At 31.0% G+C, this 17,695-nt stretch carries 19 protein-coding genes; 10 read left to right on the top strand and 9 right to left on the bottom strand.

Features of this window, described 5'->3' with window-relative positions; translation table 11 throughout:
• Window positions 1-11 precede the first annotated feature (11 nt).
• Window positions 12-572 carry an L-threonylcarbamoyladenylate synthase gene (locus IM744_RS18675; protein WP_194509696.1) on the bottom strand — a complete coding sequence of 187 codons (561 nt, stop codon included), beginning with the start codon at window positions 570-572 and terminating at the stop codon, window positions 12-14.
• A gap of 34 nt (window positions 573-606) precedes the next feature.
• Window positions 607-1,611, bottom strand: coding sequence for a glycosyltransferase family 52 (locus tag IM744_RS18670; protein ID WP_194509695.1), 1,005 nt, complete (start codon window positions 1,609-1,611; stop codon window positions 607-609).
• 64 nt (window positions 1,612-1,675) lie between these two features.
• Between IM744_RS18670 and IM744_RS18665 the strand changes: the two genes are divergently transcribed.
• Window positions 1,676-2,473, top strand: coding sequence for a glycosyltransferase family 2 protein (locus tag IM744_RS18665; RefSeq protein WP_194509694.1), 798 nt, complete (start codon window positions 1,676-1,678; stop codon window positions 2,471-2,473).
• Entirely contained in the window at window positions 2,466-3,233 is a 768-nt protein-coding gene (locus IM744_RS18660; protein ID WP_317175406.1) for a lipopolysaccharide kinase InaA family protein, read from the top strand. The genes IM744_RS18665 and IM744_RS18660 overlap by 8 nt, the downstream gene beginning before the upstream one ends.
• On the opposite strand, the gene IM744_RS18655 is transcribed toward IM744_RS18660, so the two are convergent.
• A complete protein-coding gene (locus tag IM744_RS18655; RefSeq protein ID WP_241738371.1) occupies window positions 3,213-3,983 on the bottom strand; it encodes a glycosyltransferase family 2 protein in 771 nt (256 codons plus the stop codon). The two genes, IM744_RS18660 and IM744_RS18655, sit on opposite strands and share 21 nt — an antisense overlap.
• A gap of 14 nt (window positions 3,984-3,997) precedes the next feature.
• On the opposite strand from IM744_RS18655, the gene IM744_RS18650 reads away from it, so the two are divergent.
• Window positions 3,998-4,849: a glycosyltransferase family 2 protein gene (locus tag IM744_RS18650; RefSeq protein ID WP_241738370.1), complete on the top strand. Its 852-nt coding sequence runs from the start codon at window positions 3,998-4,000 to the stop codon at window positions 4,847-4,849.
• A 10-nt stretch (window positions 4,850-4,859) separates the two neighbouring features.
• On the opposite strand, the gene IM744_RS18645 is transcribed toward IM744_RS18650, so the two are convergent.
• Genes IM744_RS18645 through IM744_RS18635 form a run of 3 tightly spaced genes read right to left on the bottom strand, consistent with a single transcriptional unit; the run spans window position 4,860 to window position 8,654 of the window.
• Window positions 4,860-5,924 (bottom strand): glycosyltransferase family 9 protein, encoded by a 1,065-nt coding sequence (locus tag IM744_RS18645; protein ID WP_194509693.1) that lies wholly within the window; start codon window positions 5,922-5,924, stop codon window positions 4,860-4,862.
• A 37-nt stretch (window positions 5,925-5,961) separates the two neighbouring features.
• Entirely contained in the window at window positions 5,962-7,827 is a 1,866-nt protein-coding gene (locus IM744_RS18640; protein ID WP_194509692.1) for an LTA synthase family protein, read from the bottom strand.
• An 11-nt stretch (window positions 7,828-7,838) separates the two neighbouring features.
• Window positions 7,839-8,654 (bottom strand): 2,3,4,5-tetrahydropyridine-2,6-dicarboxylate N-succinyltransferase, encoded by an 816-nt coding sequence (locus tag IM744_RS18635; RefSeq protein WP_194509691.1) that lies wholly within the window; start codon window positions 8,652-8,654, stop codon window positions 7,839-7,841.
• Between the two features lie 583 nt (window positions 8,655-9,237).
• Between IM744_RS18635 and ruvX the strand changes: the two genes are divergently transcribed.
• The 4 genes from ruvX (at window position 9,238) to mazG (ending at window position 11,615) form a co-directional block, all read left to right on the top strand.
• The gene (ruvX, locus tag IM744_RS18630; RefSeq protein ID WP_194509690.1) at window positions 9,238-9,651 is read left to right on the top strand and encodes a Holliday junction resolvase RuvX; all 414 of its coding nucleotides are present in this window, start codon (window positions 9,238-9,240) and stop codon (window positions 9,649-9,651) included.
• 65 nt (window positions 9,652-9,716) lie between these two features.
• The gene (gene def, locus IM744_RS18625; RefSeq protein ID WP_194509689.1) at window positions 9,717-10,307 is read left to right on the top strand and encodes a peptide deformylase; all 591 of its coding nucleotides are present in this window, start codon (window positions 9,717-9,719) and stop codon (window positions 10,305-10,307) included.
• A gap of 15 nt (window positions 10,308-10,322) precedes the next feature.
• Window positions 10,323-10,748, top strand: a complete 426-nt coding sequence (locus IM744_RS18620; protein ID WP_194509688.1) for a DUF5606 family protein — start codon at window positions 10,323-10,325, stop codon at window positions 10,746-10,748.
• A gap of 87 nt (window positions 10,749-10,835) precedes the next feature.
• On the top strand, window positions 10,836-11,615 hold the full coding sequence (gene mazG / locus IM744_RS18615) for a nucleoside triphosphate pyrophosphohydrolase (protein ID WP_194509687.1): 780 nt from the start codon (window positions 10,836-10,838) through the stop codon (window positions 11,613-11,615).
• A 218-nt stretch (window positions 11,616-11,833) separates the two neighbouring features.
• Here mazG and IM744_RS18610 read toward each other — a convergent pair whose 3' ends face one another.
• Entirely contained in the window at window positions 11,834-12,388 is a 555-nt protein-coding gene (locus IM744_RS18610) for a thioredoxin family protein (protein WP_194509686.1), read from the bottom strand.
• Window positions 12,389-12,408: 20 nt separating this feature from the next.
• On the opposite strand from IM744_RS18610, the gene IM744_RS18605 reads away from it, so the two are divergent.
• From IM744_RS18605 to IM744_RS18595, 3 genes are read left to right on the top strand one after another with little or no spacing between them, the layout of a single operon-like run.
• Entirely contained in the window at window positions 12,409-12,744 is a 336-nt protein-coding gene (locus IM744_RS18605) for a tRNA-binding protein (RefSeq protein WP_194509685.1), read from the top strand.
• Window positions 12,745-12,747: 3 nt separating this feature from the next.
• Window positions 12,748-13,659, top strand: a complete 912-nt coding sequence (locus IM744_RS18600) for a bile acid:sodium symporter family protein (protein ID WP_194509684.1) — start codon at window positions 12,748-12,750, stop codon at window positions 13,657-13,659.
• A complete protein-coding gene (locus IM744_RS18595; RefSeq protein ID WP_241738369.1) occupies window positions 13,656-14,687 on the top strand; it encodes a lysophospholipid acyltransferase family protein in 1,032 nt (343 codons plus the stop codon). Before IM744_RS18600 ends, IM744_RS18595 begins: the two co-directional genes overlap by 4 nt.
• Here the strand turns inward: IM744_RS18595 and IM744_RS18590 are convergent.
• On the bottom strand, window positions 14,682-17,186 hold the full coding sequence (locus IM744_RS18590) for a M14 family metallopeptidase (RefSeq protein WP_194509683.1): 2,505 nt from the start codon (window positions 17,184-17,186) through the stop codon (window positions 14,682-14,684). The genes IM744_RS18595 and IM744_RS18590 overlap by 6 nt on opposite strands.
• An 81-nt stretch (window positions 17,187-17,267) precedes the next feature.
• On the bottom strand, window positions 17,268-17,669 hold the full coding sequence (locus IM744_RS18585) for a PUR family DNA/RNA-binding protein (RefSeq protein WP_194509682.1): 402 nt from the start codon (window positions 17,667-17,669) through the stop codon (window positions 17,268-17,270).
• Window positions 17,670-17,695: the final 26 nt, after the last annotated feature.

Raw genomic sequence — 17,695 nt, 5'->3', positions numbered from 1 at the left:
GCAATGAGATCTTATTCTCTTATAATCTTTACCATCCCAACATTACTTAATTTAATAATTGTTGATGGTTTAGATTGACTTTTTTCGTTTTGCAAATTTACGACATAGTCCACACCTTTTAAAATCTCGTCACTTATTTCTTTGAATGATTTTGGAGTGGGTTGACCAGAAATATTAGCTGAAGTAGAAACTATAGGGTTTTTTAAATACCTGATTAATTTCTCACAGAACTTGTTCTTAACAATACGTATTGCCAATGTATTATCTTCTGCAATTAAATTCTCGGCAACTCCTGCAGGATCATCATAAATAATAGTTGTAGGTTTTACAGCAATATCTAGAATTGTATATGCCATATTGGGAACATTATCCACATGTCGCTCCAGCATAGAATAATTATTAACTAAGCATATCAATGACTTAGAATCTTTACGTTGCTTTAGCTTATAAATTCTTTTAACAGCTTCGTAATTAGTTGCATCACAACCAATTCCCCAAACGGTATCTGTTGGGTAAAGTATGAGTCCGCCTTGTTTTAGGACCTGTATAGCATTATCAAATTCTTGTTGCATTACTTTTTGAAGTTTTTATAATATTAAGATGACCTTACATGTCATTAAAATAGGTGTGACCAAGGTTGATTTTTGTATTTACGTTATCTAAATTATCAATAGCGGTTGAAAATGCTGTGAATGCTTTTTCAAATTTTAAATTTGGGAGTAGATTTAATAATTCTGCAGGAAAAAGTTTTGGAAGCACAATAATTCGTTCATCATCTTTAAAAACGGTTTCATAATTAGTGAGTTCTCTAGGATGTGGTTTAATGTAAATTAAATCTGTATTTGCTTGATTAACAAAGTTTCTATAGAGATTTAATTTTATAGATTCATTATCAACAACACCATCTTCGTTTAAGGTTTGTGTGATGATGATGCTTTTTGACTTTTCTAACGGAAATAGTCCACCTTCACTGAGGCTGGTCGATGGTAAAAAAGCTAACGACAGTAGACTTAGTTTATCAGTTTCTAAATTTTTTAGTGTTTGTTTCCAATTAAGTTTTTCTGATTTTACTTTTAACTCTAACGGAAGTCCCTCAGGATTAGTTGCAAAAACTTTATTTATTTTTTTGTCAAAGCCATTAACTAATGGGCGATTTACTAAAGCACTAGTGATTTTTTTGAACGTTTTTGGAGCAGTAGTAACATAGGTTTTAAGTCCATCTTCAACCATAAACTTATTATGATTTTTATATTTATATATAAAATAATTTTTTGCCGAATCGGGCGAGCAAATGTAAATATCAAAGCTTGTATCACTTGCTTTAATATTGTTTAAGCTATTATTTTTTTTATCAATAAGCTGAACTATTTTTTTTCGATTTATGGTATAAGTTAGTTTTCCCGCAAGTTCTTTTTGTTTCTTTCTGCCAATCATTAAAATGACATCATCAAACCATGGTGTTCTTTTAAGTCCATCAATTAGTGTTTCGATATCTGGGGTAATTTCAACAATGACAAGCGTATTGTTTTTTAGTTTTCGTTCTTCAATTAATAAGATGGATAAAAGGATATGATAAACGGAAGTAATTACAAAAATTCCTTTAGATTTCATATATGATTGCAGTTTAAAAAACAAAAATATGACTATTTTTGCTTTAAATCAGTGCATTTTATACATGAATATAACTACAACTTTAGTCATGCCAACCTATAATTGGGTTCAAGCTTTAGAATTAGTGCTTTTAAGTTTGAAAAACCAAACTCAATTACCAGATGAAGTGATTATTGCAGATGATGGTTCTACTCAAGAAACACGATTATTAATAGAGAGTTTTAAAAAAGATTTTTCAATACCCATAACGCATGTGTGGCACGAGGATATTGGATCTACCAAAGAAGTTATCTTAAATAAGGCTATTGCAATAGCTCAAGGAAACTACATCATACAGATTGATGGAGATTGCATTATGCACCATAAATTTATTGAAGATCATATATCTGCCATTGAGCAAAGGACTTATCTATTTGGGTCTAGAGTTAATTTAAAGGATTATGTTGTACCTAAAGTATACCAGAAAAAGAAAATAACATTTTCATTTTTCTCAAAAGGTCTAATAAAGCGAGCACGTGGTTTACATATTCCTGTATTAGCAAATCGATTTAAAAGAAAACTTTCTATGTCTAAAAAAATAAGAGGTTGTAACTTCTCTTATTGGAAACAAGACTTTATAGACGTTAATGGATATAATGAAGATATGGTAGGTTGGGGAAGAGATGATACTGAACTTGTTCTCAGAATGATGCATAATAATGTTTACGGAAAACGTTTAAAGTTTAAAGGTATTGTATATCATATTTGGCATAAACAAGCTTCCAAAACAGGATTGAATATAAATGACACGATCCAGGCAAATACTCAGGACAATAAGTTGGTATGGTGCGAAAACGGAATTGATAAATATTTAAGTGAATAGAACCAAGAATATACAGAATAGCTTTAAACAGCATGAAGTGTTTTTAGACGATATCATAACAAATTTTGATACTAAAGGCGAAGACTTCGGTAACCAAGATAGAAATTCCTTAAAGATTTTTAAGATTGAAGATAAAACGCTTAATGTTAAGTCTTTTAGAGTTCCAAATTTAATTAATCAGTTAGCTTATCGCTTCTTTAGAAAAAGTAAAGCGCAACGATCATTTGAATATGCAAACCGACTTCAAAGTTTAGGTATTGGAACTCCGCAACCTATTGCTTACTACGAATATTCAACTCCTTTTTTATTTAATAAAAGCTTTTATATAAGTGAACAGTTAGATTGTGATTTGACATACAGAGAACTTACAACAGATTTTGATTACCCTAATCACGAAGAGATTTTAAGAGCATTCACCAGGTTTACTTACCATCTTCATGAAAAACAAGTGAAGTTTTTGGACCATTCTCCAGGAAATACATTGATAAAAAAAGTTGGTAATGATTATGAATTTTTCTTAGTGGATTTAAATCGAATGGAATTTAAACCATTAGATTTTGAAACACGAATTAAGAACTTTGCAAAATTGACCACACATGAGTCGATGATTAAAATTATGAGTGATGAATATGCCAAATGCTTAGGAGAAAACCCAAATCAAGTGTTTAACCTAATGTGGAAAAACACGAAGAATTTTCAACACAGATATTGGAGAAGACGACGGGTGAAAAATAAACTTTTATTTTGGAGAAGCAAGTAGATTTTCTAATGCTTTGTACCTATAAAACACACTGTACGCATTAAGAGAACAAATGATATAGCCTTCTTTTCCATCCAAGAACCCTAATCTAAATATGTAGTTGACTAAAAACTTATAAGCAGGTTTGATATAGAAATGAAACCAATTTGGTCGTTTGCCTTTTTTTAATAATTCTTGCGCTTTTAACAACCCATAATGTTCTGTTTTTTGTTTATAGCTTTCATAGTCGCTAAACGAATAATGCAATATGTTATGCTTTAAAACTTTAAATTCACCATTAAAATCAAGGAGTTCATGTACTAATCTATCTTCACAATATTTGGTGACACCTTTCTTAAATAATCTAAACACTTGATCGGTTTGCAAACCGCTAAATCGTATTATCTTGTTATTAAATATAAATTTCCTCGGAAATTTGAATGCTTTAATTCCGTTATTATGTTTTACAGTTTCTACAATTTCATTTTGAGACTCTGGAGTTAAACGCTCATCGGCATCAATAAAGAAAATCCATTCACAATTGGCTTGCTCAATAGCGTAATTGCGTTGGTCTGCAAAATTTTTAAATTCACGTAAAATTACTTTTACGTTATTCATTTTAGATAATTTCTCAAATGTTCCATCTGTACTGTAAGAATCAATAACAATAATTTCATCTGCAAAAGTGAGATTACTAATCACTTCTTCAATGTGTTTTATTTCATTGAAGGTAATCATCAAAGCAGATATGTTACTCTTTTTGGTTTTCAAATTTGAAATTAAGAATGTGCGTAAAAATAACTATTTTTGAGCCAATGAAAACTATGGATACCTCTGTAATAATTAGTACTTATAATAAACCAGAATGGTTAGCATTGGTGTTGTATAGTTATAGCATTCAAAGCGTGAGTAACTTTGAAATTATTATTGCAGATGATGGTTCTGATGAGCGAACAAAAAAACTTATTGAACATTTTTCAACTCAAACGAAATTAAAAGTGATCCACGTTTGGCAAGAGGATAATGGTTTTCAAAAAACTAAGATTTTGAATAAAGCTATTGTGGCTTCACATTCAGATTATCTTATTTTTACTGATGGAGATTGTATTGCTCGTGAAGATTTTGTAGAAACGCATCTTAGTTTCCGAAGAAAAAATTGTGCGCTTTCTGGTGGTTATTTTAAATTAGATGAATCTGTGTCTCATAAAATAACCAAAGAGGTTATTAGCAAACAAAATTGTTTTAATAAGGATTGGTTAATTGAACAAGGACAACCAAGAAGTTTTAAATTCAATAAACTAACAAAGTCAAAAAACAAAGCTCAGCTTTTAAATACATTAACACCAACAAAGGCAACATTTGATGGTATGAATGTCTCTTGTTACAAAGCAGATATTTTAGCTGTGAATGGTTTTGACGAACGCATGCAATATGGTGCAGAAGATAGAGAAGTAGGTGAGCGTATGATGAATAATGGGATTAAATTTCTACAAGTTCGCTACAGCACAATTTGTGTGCATTTGTTTCACGAAAGACCTTACAAAAACGAGGAAATTCTAAAAAAGAATAATGCAATTAGAAAAGACACCAAACAAAATAAAGCACAATTTACAGATTTCGGAATTACTAAAAAGTAGACGTTAGAGGTTAACGTTGAACGGTTTGTTTCAAAAAGTCTATTAATTTCTCTTCAAAAAACTCAGGAGAAAATTCTTCATAAAGTTCTAAAGCTTCTTTTTTCATATCCTTTTCAGCTTTGTTCATATAAAGTTCAGCTTTATAATCTTTTAAATGCACAGATACCTGTGTTTTGTCATCTTCAAAAAGACTCCAAGTGTCTTTACTAATCCAAGGCGAAAAAATAGAAAACGTTTTAATATCAAGGGCTTTTGCCATATTAACTGCTCCACCTTCATTGCCAATTAATGCATCACAATACTTTGTGATTGCTAAAAATTCACGTAGATTTTTTCCAAAGACATTAAAGAAGATTTGCTTTTGTGTTTCTGGTTGACAAAGGTTATAAATCACTTTAGCTTGCGCTTCTTGGTTAGGTATATAATTGAATAAAATTTGTCCTTTTGTTTTTAAAGCAATTGTATCAATAACCTTAGCCATAAATTTAAAAGGATAGGTTTTATTTGTGCCACTTCCCAAAACACTTATCATATAAAGCGGTTTGTCAAAGTCTATGTGGTTGTCTTTTAAAAATTGTTTACTAGTAGTGATTTCTGCTTCGTTTAAATATATTTTAGGCTTTGCAGAAGTAACTTCAATGCCAAGTGGTTTTAATAATTGTAATCGGTTTGCAATAGCTAAACTAGATTTGCTATCGGTTTTTTGAAGTCTTTTTATATTATGTGTGTAAATGAAAGTACTGTACGATTTATGATAAGATATTTTGGTTTTAGTACCAGAAAACAGTGTAATGATATTGCTAGATAATTTTGAATAAACATCTATAAGTACATCATATTTTTTGGGCTTCAGTTTTTTAGCAAATTTTAAAAGTTCGAGTTTGCTGTTTTCTTCTTCTTTTGTAAAAAGAATAAAATTATCAATATATGGATTGTTTTCAATTACTGGTAATGTGTGTGAATTTACTAAGTAATCTAACTGTGCATTTGGGTATTTGGCTCGTAAAACCTCAAACAGAATACTGCTTGTAAGTACATCGCCAATCATTTTTTGTTGAATTACTAGAATTTTCATACTTATAAAATATCAAGCATTTAAGGTTGAAAATGTATTATAAAGTTAATTTATTATCAATCATACGTTCATTAAATGATTGAATGTAAGCTTTAATAAAGCGTTCTAAAGTTTTAGCCTTTTCTGTTTCTTCTAATATTAAATTTTTTTCTAATAAAGGGTCTTTCTTAAAGTTATATAAGCCTAAAGATTTTGTACCATTAAAAGCCAAATAGTAATCTCCATCCATTAAATGATAGATATTATCTAAATAGTAAACAACAAAATCTTTATTTGAAGTATAAGATTTACCATAACTAATTGTCTTTTTTGAAATCCCTAAATAGTCCAAAATTGAAGGCAAAATATCAATCTGTTGAAAATTTTTATCGTGAGTTCCTATAAAATTTTCTTCGGAAGGATCAAAAAATAAAATAGGAATTCTAAACTTACCTACATTAGTATTATAAGTTTTAACATTACTAATAGAAGTGTGGTCTGAAGTTATAACAAAAAACGTGTTTTTATACCAATCTTCTTTTTTTGCAACTTCAAAAAAATGTTTTAAAGCATAGTCTGCATATGCAATAGTTTCATGTATATTTGAATTTCCTTTCGGAAATTTATCAGTATATTTTTTTGGTATTATATAAGGATTGTGAGATGAAATCGTAAAAATGGTACTAAAAAAAGGTTGTTCGAAAGTGGTTAATTTGGTGTTGAAAAATTGCAAAAATTCTTCATCAAAAATTCCCCATCTGCCATCAAAAGCTTCTGGGCCATCATATTCATCTTTTCCGTAATAAGTATCAAAACCAGATACTTTAGCATATTGATCAAAATTTTGACTACCATTAAAAGCACCATGAAAAAACGAGGTGTTATAGCCTTCTTCTTTTAAAATTCTAGGTAAACCGTTTACCTTGTTTACAGCATAACTAGAAGTGATGATAGAGTGTTTTAATAAACTAGGAATACTTGTTAAGGTAGAAGGTACAGCGTCTATGGATAGTTTTCCGTTGGCAAAACCGTTTTCAAAATAATAAGATTTGGTGATTAATGAATCTAAAAAAGGAGTCACACCAACGTTTAGGTTTTCTCTACCAAAACTTTCTAATATAATTAATACAACATTTTTTTTATTCGTTTCTTTTCCAGGATTAATACTTATTACAGGGCTGAAAATACTATCTAATTCAGTTTTCGGAAAATATTTAGGACTACTTAAAGTTTCCTTTTTGTTAAAAGTTTTTAAAATACAAAAAGGAGTGTTTAATACTAAAGCCGAATGATTTATAGTTCCATATCCACTAGAATCTATAATGCGAAGTGGTTTTTTTTGAAAACCTCCTCGCCCAAAAACCAATATCAAAACCATTACTCCAAGAAACATAAGAGTTTGCTTAATGTAATCTTTTTTTGAATAGTTAATAGATAAAATAGGCAGTTTTAAGTTAGGCATTGCTTTATAAAAAGCAATAGCAAGTACAATACCAAGGACTAATAAATACCAAAACTCCATTAAAAAAGAACCAATAAGACCTTTAATTTCATGCTCCATGCCTTGAGCGGTTAATAAGCCAAAAGTACTTCGTCTTCCTGTAAATTTATAATATTCAAAATCTACAAAATTGGTAATTATAAATAGAAGGTTAACACTATAAAATAATACTTTGAGTACTTTTTGGTAAATAGTATTGTATTTGAATTTACCTGGAATACAGTGTAATAATGCAAAAAGCATATTAATATATGCAATTGCAGACAAATCAAATCTAAGTCCTCCTAAAAAAGTACCAAAAAAGGGTTTGTTAAACGTGTTAAAATTGAATACAAAAAACAGGAATCTACATAATTGGTAAATTATTACAACTAATAGAATACGTTTTGCAAAGAGTTTTAAACTTTTATAATAGTTTGCCATTTTTAGTTTAATTAAACAGCTACATCATATTCTCTCAAAGCATCATTTAAAGATGTCTTTTTATTAGTGCTTTCTTTACGTTTTCCTATGATTAATGCACAAGGCACATTAAATTCTCCAGCAGCGAATTTCTTAGTATAGCTGCCAGGAATTACTACAGAACGCGCAGGAACTCTACCTTTCATTTCTACTGGTTTGTCACCAGTAACATCAATAATTTTTGTACTCATTGTTAAAACTACATTGGCACCTAAAACAGCTTCTTTTTCTATATGAACTCCTTCTACGACGATACATCGTGAGCCAATAAATGCACCATCTTCAATAATTACTGGAGCAGCTTGTAACGGTTCTAAAACACCACCAATACCAACACCTCCTGAGAGATGCACATTTTTTCCAATTTGCGCACAGCTTCCAACTGTAGCCCAAGTATCAACCATGGTTCCTTCATCAACATAAGCACCAATATTTACATAGCTAGGCATTAAAATAACACCAGAAGAAATATAAGCACCATGACGAGCTACTGCATTTGGTACGACTCTAATTCCTCTCTTTTTATAATCGCGTTTCAATGGGATTTTATCGTGGTATTCAAAAATACCAGCTTCTAATGTTTCCATTTTTTGAATCGGAAAATATAAAACGACTGCTTTTTTTATCCATTCATTGACTTGCCAACCGTCATCTGTTGGTTCTGCAACTCTTAGTGTGCCTTCATCTAATAAATCTATAACGCTTCTAATGCTATCAATTGTGACTTGATTCGTTAATAGAGATCTATCATTCCAAGCGTTTTCTATATTTTTTTGTAGTTGTTCCATTATCTTTTTTATATGCTATTTCTACAAATATAAGCCTATAATTTAGTTGAGTAAATTCAGAATAAATAAAAAAAACAAAAAAATAAAGTGACCTATCAGCAAAAGTGGTGTCTTATTATTGTGAATTATTATTTATCAAGTGTTTTTCCCTAAACTAATACTTGAATTCTTTAATAATTAATAGCTAATTTTTGTAAAGCCCTCCTAATCCCTTAGGAGGGTTTTCTTATAAAAATTAAAATTTTATAAAAATGTGACTTATTAGATGTTTTTGTGTCTAAATAATGAACTAACAGTTTGTTAGTGATTGCCTTATGTAACCTAAGTAATATATCTCAAATCCCATAAAAGTCTTTCTTTGTCCCAGGAAAGGCTTTTTTTATGTTAAATTTTAAATATTTTCTTCGGAAATGTGACTTATTAATAAATGCAGTGTCTTAAAACTATAACATGAATTGTTTAAGGTAGAGGGTAAACAATTTCATGAGTTTAATTGATAGTTGATTATTTTAAAACTCTTCTTTATTTTATAAAGGAGAGTTTTTTTGTTTAACATATCATATTATAGAAGTAACTTTGTAAAATGGCGAGAATTTTAGCACTAGATTACGGGACAAAACGAACTGGAATAGCAGTCACAGATGAGATGCAGATTATTGCTTCTGGTTTGACAACGGTTGCTACCAAAGAGTTGATCGTATTCTTGAAACAGTATATTTCCGAAGAAAAAGTAGAATTATTTGTCGTAGGAGAACCTAAACAGATGAATTATGAAGCGTCTGAAAGTGAGGAGTCTATCGCTAAATTTTTAGTCAAGCTAGATAAAGCCATTCCTCAAATACCTGTTAAACGTGTTGATGAACGTTTTACATCTAAAATGGCATTTCAAACGATGATTGATAGCGGACTTAAGAAAAAGCAACGTAAAGATAAAGCGTTGATTGATGAGATTAGTGCAACGATTATATTGCAGAGTTATTTACAAAATCCGTCTTAAAACCATCTTAAAAATTCTTAAATAATAATAAGAATCGTATTTTTGCACCCGAAAATTACAATAAAATGATATTACCCGTTGTTGCTTATGGTGACGCTGTTTTAAGAAAAAAAGCAGAACCTATTACTAAAGATTATCCAAATCTTGACGCACTTATTGAAAACATGAAAGAGACCATGTATGGTGCTTTTGGTGTTGGATTAGCTGCACCTCAAATAGGATTGCCAATACGTTTATTTCTAGTAGATACAGAGCCTTTTGCAGAAGATGATGAGTACACTAAAGAAGAACAAGAGCAACTTAAAAATTTTCAACGTACATTTATTAATGCTGAAATCTTAGAAGAAGAAGGCGATGAATGGGCTTTTAATGAAGGCTGTTTGAGTATTCCAGATGTGAGAGAAGATGTGTTTAGACAACCTAAAGTAACCATCAAATATCAAGATGAGAATTTTAAAACGCATACCGAAGTTTATGATGGTTTAATTGCAAGAGTGGTTCAGCATGAATATGATCATATTGAAGGTATTTTGTTTACAGATAAACTATCATCACTCAAAAAACGTTTAATAAAAGGGAAATTGGTTAATATTTCCAAAGGAAAAATAAAAGTAGATTACAGAATGCGTTTTCCATTAATGAAGAAAAAACGCTAATACTTAAGATATAATATGACTTTAGATAAAATACTTTCCATTTCTGGAAAACCAGGATTATATAAAATTGTAACACAAACTCGTAATGGTTTTGTTGTAGAATCTTTAATTGATCAAAAAAAATTATCTGTGAATATTCACAGTAATATTAGTGTGTTAAGCGAAATTGCTGTGTACACATTAACAGAAGAGTTACCTCTTAGAGAAGTTTTGAAAAAAATTAGAGATAAGGAAGATTCAAAACAAACCTCTATAAGTCACAAAGATTCTAAAGATAAACTAGAAGAATATTTCTTTGAAGTTTTGCCAGATTACGATGAAGATCGTGTGTATGCAAGTGATATCAAAAAAATTGTGCAATGGTACAATTTACTTCAAAAGCACAATATGCTTGATGCTTTAGAGGAAGATAAAAAAGTTACTGCAGACGAAGAAGAATAACCTCGTTAATAGATTGTTCATATTAATTGTTGCTTAGAATTTCTATCTGAGTGAATCCGTTGTATTTTTGAGTTTTAAATAGAGCATATGTCTGATAAAACGCAACAATTAAAAGCATTTGAGCGCTTACTCATCATCATGGATGAGTTGCGCGAGCAATGTCCTTGGGATAAAAAGCAAACCCTTGAAACCCTACGTCACCTTACTATAGAAGAAGTTTACGAGCTTGGCGATGCTATTCTAGATAATGATCTGGAAGAGGTCAAAAATGAATTAGGTGATGTATTGCTTCACATCGTTTTCTATTCTAAAATTGGTAGTGAGAAAAAAGCCTTTGATATCGCAGATGTTTGTAATAGTATCTGTGATAAACTCATTAATCGTCATCCTCATATCTACGGAAATGTAAAAGTCGAGAACGAAGAGGATGTCAAAAGAAATTGGGAGCAAATAAAACTGAAAGAAGGCAAAGGAAAAAAAAGCGTTCTAGAAGGTGTGCCTAAAAGTTTACCAGCTATGGTAAAAGCAAGCAGAATTCAAGATAAAGTTGCAGGAGTTGGATTTGATTGGGAAGAACCACATCAAGTATTTGAAAAAGTACAAGAAGAATTAGGGGAACTTCAAGAAGAGGTTAATCAGAATAATCAAGATAAAATAGAAGGCGAATTTGGAGATGTACTATTCTCTATGATTAATTATGCACGCTTTTTAAATGTAGATCCAGAAAGTGCTTTGGAGAGAACTAATAAAAAATTCATTAAACGTTTTCAATATTTAGAGCAAAAATCAAAAGATTTAAATAAACCTTTATCTGAGATGACACTAGTAGAAATGGACGTTTATTGGGAGGAAGCAAAAAAAATATAACTTTTTTTCAATCTTCGTAATCCAAACACATAAAACCACACGTATATAAAGCAGATAGAAACTAATTATAGTTTCTTAATCATAAGTAGGTAATCTTAGTGTAGTAGTTAAGCGGACGCATTAAGATTTAAAATTTAGTTTAGTTAGGGGTAAAATCCTGTCTGTGTATTCAGATAGGATTTTATTATTTAGGCTGTTTTCTTTTTTCTTCGAAGATCTTATTTCCATTTAATGTTACATCCAATACTAGGTTTTTGTTCTTCGGAAATTGGCTTGTCTTTTAATAAATTATCAAAAGTATCACGAATATCTTTTCCTGTCAAATCAATACCATTTCCTGGTCTTGAATCATCTAATTGCCCTCTGTAAACCAATTTTAAATCACCATCAAACACATAAAAATCTGGAGTGCATGCTGCTTTATAAGCTTTGGCAATATCTTGAGTTTGGTCATATAGATAAGGAAATATGTAATCGTTATCAATAGCATGTTGTTTCATTAGCTCAGGACCATCTTGCGGATAATTCTCAACATCATTACTAGAAATTGCAATACAATTAATTCCTTTTGATACGTAATCTTTCGCTAATTGAGATAATTGTGCGTTCACATGAATTACAAAAGGGCAGTGATTACAGATAAACATTACCAAAGTAGCATTGAGACCTTTTGCTTCATCTAAAGAAATTAAAGTGTCGTCAACAGTATTTACTAAATTAAAATCGGGAGCTTTTGTTCCTAAAGGAAGCATATTTGAAGTTGTACGTGCCATTTTTTTTATACTTTTAGTTCATGGATAATATAATAACTTTCGAAGACTTCACAAAAGTAGATTTACGAATTGGAACTATAATTGAAGTTAATGATTTTCCTGAAGCGAGAAACCCAGCTTATCAACTCACCATTGACTTTGGTGACTTAGGAATCAAAAAAACTTCAGCTCAAATCACAGCATTATATACTAAAGAACAATTAATCGAGAAGCAAATTGTTGCGGTTGTTAATTTTCCGAAGAAACAAATAGCGAAATTTATGAGTGAATGTTTAGTCTTAGGTGCGGTTGATGGAAAAGATGTTATCCTATTAAATCCTGAAAACAAAGTTAAAAACGGACTAACTGTATCATAATAAATGGAGCAATTAGATAACGTAAAAATAAATTTTGATAGTGAAGGATTGTGGGTACTAAATATCGCATTAGCTGTTGTGATGTTTGGTGTTGCTTTAGGTATTTCCATTAATGATTTTAAGGCTATATTGAAGCAACCAAAATTAGTATTGGTTGGTGTTTTAGCTCAGTTTGTATTATTGCCATTATTAACTTTTCTAATCATTATCATCATTAGACCACAACCTAGTATTGCTTTAGGAATGATGATGGTTGCAGCTTGTCCTGGTGGTAATATCTCAAACTTCATGACACATTTAGCTGGTGGAAATACTGCCTTATCAATTAGTTTGACAGCATTAGGAACTTTTCTAACCATAATCGTAACGCCATTGAATTTTCATTTGTATGCAAGTTTATACGAACCAACAGCACAAATTTTAAAAGGTGTAGAATTGCAACCTTTAGAACTTGTCAAACTCATTGTACTTATTTTAGGGATTCCTTTATGTTTAGGAATGTTCTTAAGATATAGAAACAGTCATCTTGCTATCAAATTATCTAAGCTACTTAAGCCTCTTTCCATTTTGGTTTTTGTTGCTATTGTAATTATTGCATTTTCAAAAAATATAGATATATTTTATAATTATATACATTATGTTTTAATTATTGGGATTTGTCATAATGCTCTGGCAATCCTTCTAGGTTTATTTACAGCTAAGGCATTTGGGTTATCATTTAAAGATCAAAAAACAATAGCTATAGAAACAGGAATCCAAAATTCTGGATTAGGGTTATTACTCATTTTTACATTTTTTAGTGGCTTAGGAGGAATGGCAATAATGGCAGCATTTTGGGGAATATGGCATATTGTTTCCGGATTAATTCTAGCGTTATATTGGAGTCGGAAACCGTCAAAAGTAATTGTAGTTTGAAACAGATATGGTTATACAGTATGAGAGCGTATTTACGCTTAGCTTTGTTTTTTTATTTCAAAAAAATAGAAATCAGAAATGCCAATAATATTCATAAAAATGAAGCGGTTATATTTTTAGGAAACCATCAAAACGCGTTGTTGGATGCCTTGTTAATTGCAACCAAAAATGGTAGGTTTTCTTATTTTTTAACACGAGCAGCTGTTTTTAATAAACCTTTAGTTAGTAAGATTTTAAAAAGTTTACAAATGCTTCCCGTGTATCGAATTAGAGATGGTTGGGGGAATTTGAATAAAAATAATTCGGTGTTTTCTAAAAGTTCAAAGTTACTTAGCGAGAAGAATGCTATTGGGATTTTTCCTGAAGGTAGCCATAGCTTAAACCGAACAGTTAGACCTTTAAGTAAAGGGTTTACTCGTATTATTTTTGAAACTCTAGAACGCTATCCAGATACTAAAATTCAACTCATTCCTGTAGGATTAAATTTTAAGCATGCAGCAAAATTTAGTGATACAGCTTTAATTAATTTTGGCACTTCAATTCAAGTTGGTAGAGAACTTCTGAAAGATAAAAATAAAAGCGTTTTAAAACTTAAAGAGCAAGTGTCTCAGCAATTACGGGAACTTACCATACATATTGAAAGTGAAAATTATGAGTCAACAATTCAAAATCTTGAAGGTTTAAATGTTGACTTTACAAAACCAGAGGAGGTCAACCAATGTATTGCAAGCAACTTTGAAAATTGCAAAAAAACTACACCTAAAACGAGTAATGCTCTAAAACGATTATTTAAGATTTTATTGATTATTAATCTTTTTATACCTTATTTAATCTGGAAGAAAATAGCACAACCGAAAATTAAAGAAATTGAATTCACATCGACCTTTAGATTTGCAATTGTCATATCCTTAGTACCTGTTTTTATTCTATTAGTAATGCTGATTTTAGGATTTGTATTTCAAATCAAATTCGCATTTATGTATCTTATAAGCGTGATTGTTCTAGCTTTACTTTCTGTGAAATTATAGTTCCTCTCTAAAGAAAATAGCATTCATCAATAACTTATTAGTACCATACCAAAAGGCTCTAAAGTTTGTGTTATCTGTAAATAAAACAACGTTTCCTCGTCCTAAATTTTTAACCTTAAAAGGAACTGTTAATGCTAAGCTATCTAAATTCGGTTTAGAAATATAACCGCTAAGTAGTGGGTTTTTTGTGTATTTTATTGGGTTATTATAACTCTGCTTATCTGCTTTCATAAAAAGCGTATTGTTTCTAAACAACGCAATTTTATCAGCTTTATATCCAAAGTTTATAGGATGAGAACGATCTAAATCGGCTTCAAAAATAGCACCTCCAATAAATTGAGCACCTCTATAATCACCTCGTTGCTCAAAAGTGATGTCTTTAGCTTCACGTTCCATTTTTTTGAAATCTACTTTTATAAACTCACTGTTTTTTAACCAATTTAAAGCACTTCTATAACCAATGATTGTTCCGCCTTTTTGGACCCATTCTTTTAATTTTTTGGTTGCACCTCCATCTACACGACCACTTGGTAAAATGATGGTGTTGTAACGATCCAAATCTGCCCAATTTAATGAGTTATTGTCCAATTTTGTTAAACGCATATCGTAACGTTGATCAAATAAATGCCACATTTCTCCAGCGTCATACGGACTAATACCGTCACCAACAATCATAGCGACTTTTGGTTGTTTTAAGGCTCTAAATTGATTACTTCCTAAATCGATGCCTTTTGTTAATCCTGTTTTTACAGCATCAATTTGCACATGACTTTCTTCGGAAATGTTCTGCATAAATTCAAAAAGTTCTGTTGCAGATTTGTTTTGATTTTGAACCGGAATTAAAATCGTACCGTAGTCATAATCTTTTCCATTCATGCTGAATTGTTTCATGCCCACTTTTGCTCGCAGTCCAGAACTTAAAATAGCATTTAAAGCTTTTGGTGTATAATATTCATGCCATTCCATTAAATACGCATAATTGCTTTTTCCAGAAACAATTCCAGTTTTCATTTGCAAATTCTCAACTTTTGCTCCAGCATTTGAAGTTGATATGTTTTCTTCATAATCCAATCCAAAAGCTAAAGGAAACGTCCAAGCAGAGACGTCATAAAACAAGCTATCTTCAAATTGTGTACGTTTTTCAAACATCGCATTTATCATACGCGTATTTTTCTGATTCTTCGGAATAATAAAAGCATGTCCTTTTTTGAAATGCTTTCCATTACTTGTGAAGTCAGCTTTTAATTCATGAAAATCTATATGTTGACGTTTTAAAATTTCGGCTAAATGAAACGTTTTTGCAGCATCTTTTTCATCTCCAAAAACGATGGCTTTTCCGTTTTCTTTCGTCGCTTCTCGTCTCGCATTTTTGTAAAAATCATGTTGGTATTGAAGAATTTTTTCACGCATATTTTTAGCAGCTTCTAAAGTAGAAAGCGCAGCAGTAAGTTGATTTCTAATCGTAAACGGAAACGTCAAAATTCCATTATCACTTTCTTGAATGTGTCCGCGAGAACTAGCTTGTTCGAAAAGAATTCCAATTCCACCGTTAATATCTGGAAAGGTTGATCCTTTTCCGTAGTAAAAATCATCAAAACTTTCTTCGGTATAATACAGCGAGCCAATTTTATCAAAGGCTTTTGCATGAAAATTACCAATATTTTTGGTGAGCTCTTGATTGAGTTTAGGTGTTAGTGGATGCGTTCTAGAGGGAATTCCTGGCTGGAAAAAGAAACTCGCATTCGTTCCCATTTCATGATGGTCTGTGAGAATATTTGGTAACCATTTGTGAAAAGTCGCAATACGAGCTTGCGACTCTGGCAATTGCACTGGCAACCAATCACGATTCATGTCAAACCAGTAATGATTCGTTCGTCCTCCAGGCCAAACTTCGTCATATTCTCTATCGTTAGGGTCTGGATTAAGGTTTTTGCTTTTATTGGTATTTGCCCAATATGCAAAGCGTTGTAAACCATCTGGATTAAGTGATGGGTCAAATAAAATGACTGTATTATCTAATAAGTTTTTGACATCATCATTTTGAGCTGCAGCTAAATAATATGCTGCCAACATTGATGCATTAGATCCACTTGGTTCGTTACCATGAATGGAAAATCCTTGATAGACTACAATTGGCATATTGCTAGTGTTGACGCTATTGTTTTCGGTAGAAGCAATGTGAGCTTGTCTAATAGATTCTAGATTTTTATGATTTTCTGGCGATGTGATTGTAAGTAGGAGTAGAGGTCTGCCTTCAAAAGTTTTACCTCGATTCTCTATAGTTATCCTGTCTGAAGATTTCGCTAGCGCTTGCATATAATACACTAACTTATCATGAGTAATATGCCACTCACCAACTTGATGTCCAATTACAGATTCTGGTGTTGGGATACTTTGATCATATGTAGTATCCTGAGATAGATAATAGGATAAGTCTGGTTGAGATTGTGCATTAAAGTTACAAATGGAAAGTACAAATAGAAGAATGGTTAGTCTCATAAAACGTATTGATTAGTTTATAAAAATAGAAAAACCGCTACTCAATGAATAGCGGTTTGTATAATTTAACAATTGAACGATTTATATATCTTCAAAATTGATGTCTGTGAATTTTTCAGCAGAATCAGAATTATCAATAGATTCTCCACCTTCAGTCACATCATTTGCAACAGAATAGTCTTCTTTTTTGAAATCTTTTTGGTGACGCTCACTAATTACTTCATCTCCTTTTTCTGTGATGATATAATCGGTCATTTCTCTTAAAATCTCATTGAATTCAGTAAAATCCTCTTTGTATAAGTAGATTTTATGCTTCTTATAGTGAAACGATCCGTCATCGTTTGTAAATTTTTTACTTTCAGTAATTGTAAGATAATAATCTTCTGCTTTTGTTGCTCTTACATCAAAAAAGTATGTTCTTCTTCCTGCTCTTAAAACTTTTGAGAAGATTTCCTCTTTCTCCATCATTCCGTGATCACTCATAGCTAATTTTTAATTTTTGAATTGAT

The sequence above is a fragment of the Psychroserpens luteus genome (assembly GCF_015319355.1).
In the GTDB taxonomy this organism is placed as follows: domain Bacteria; phylum Bacteroidota; class Bacteroidia; order Flavobacteriales; family Flavobacteriaceae; genus Psychroserpens; species Psychroserpens luteus.
The sequence above is the reverse complement of the archived record's forward strand: the minus strand, read 5'-3'. Positions and strand labels throughout refer to the sequence as shown.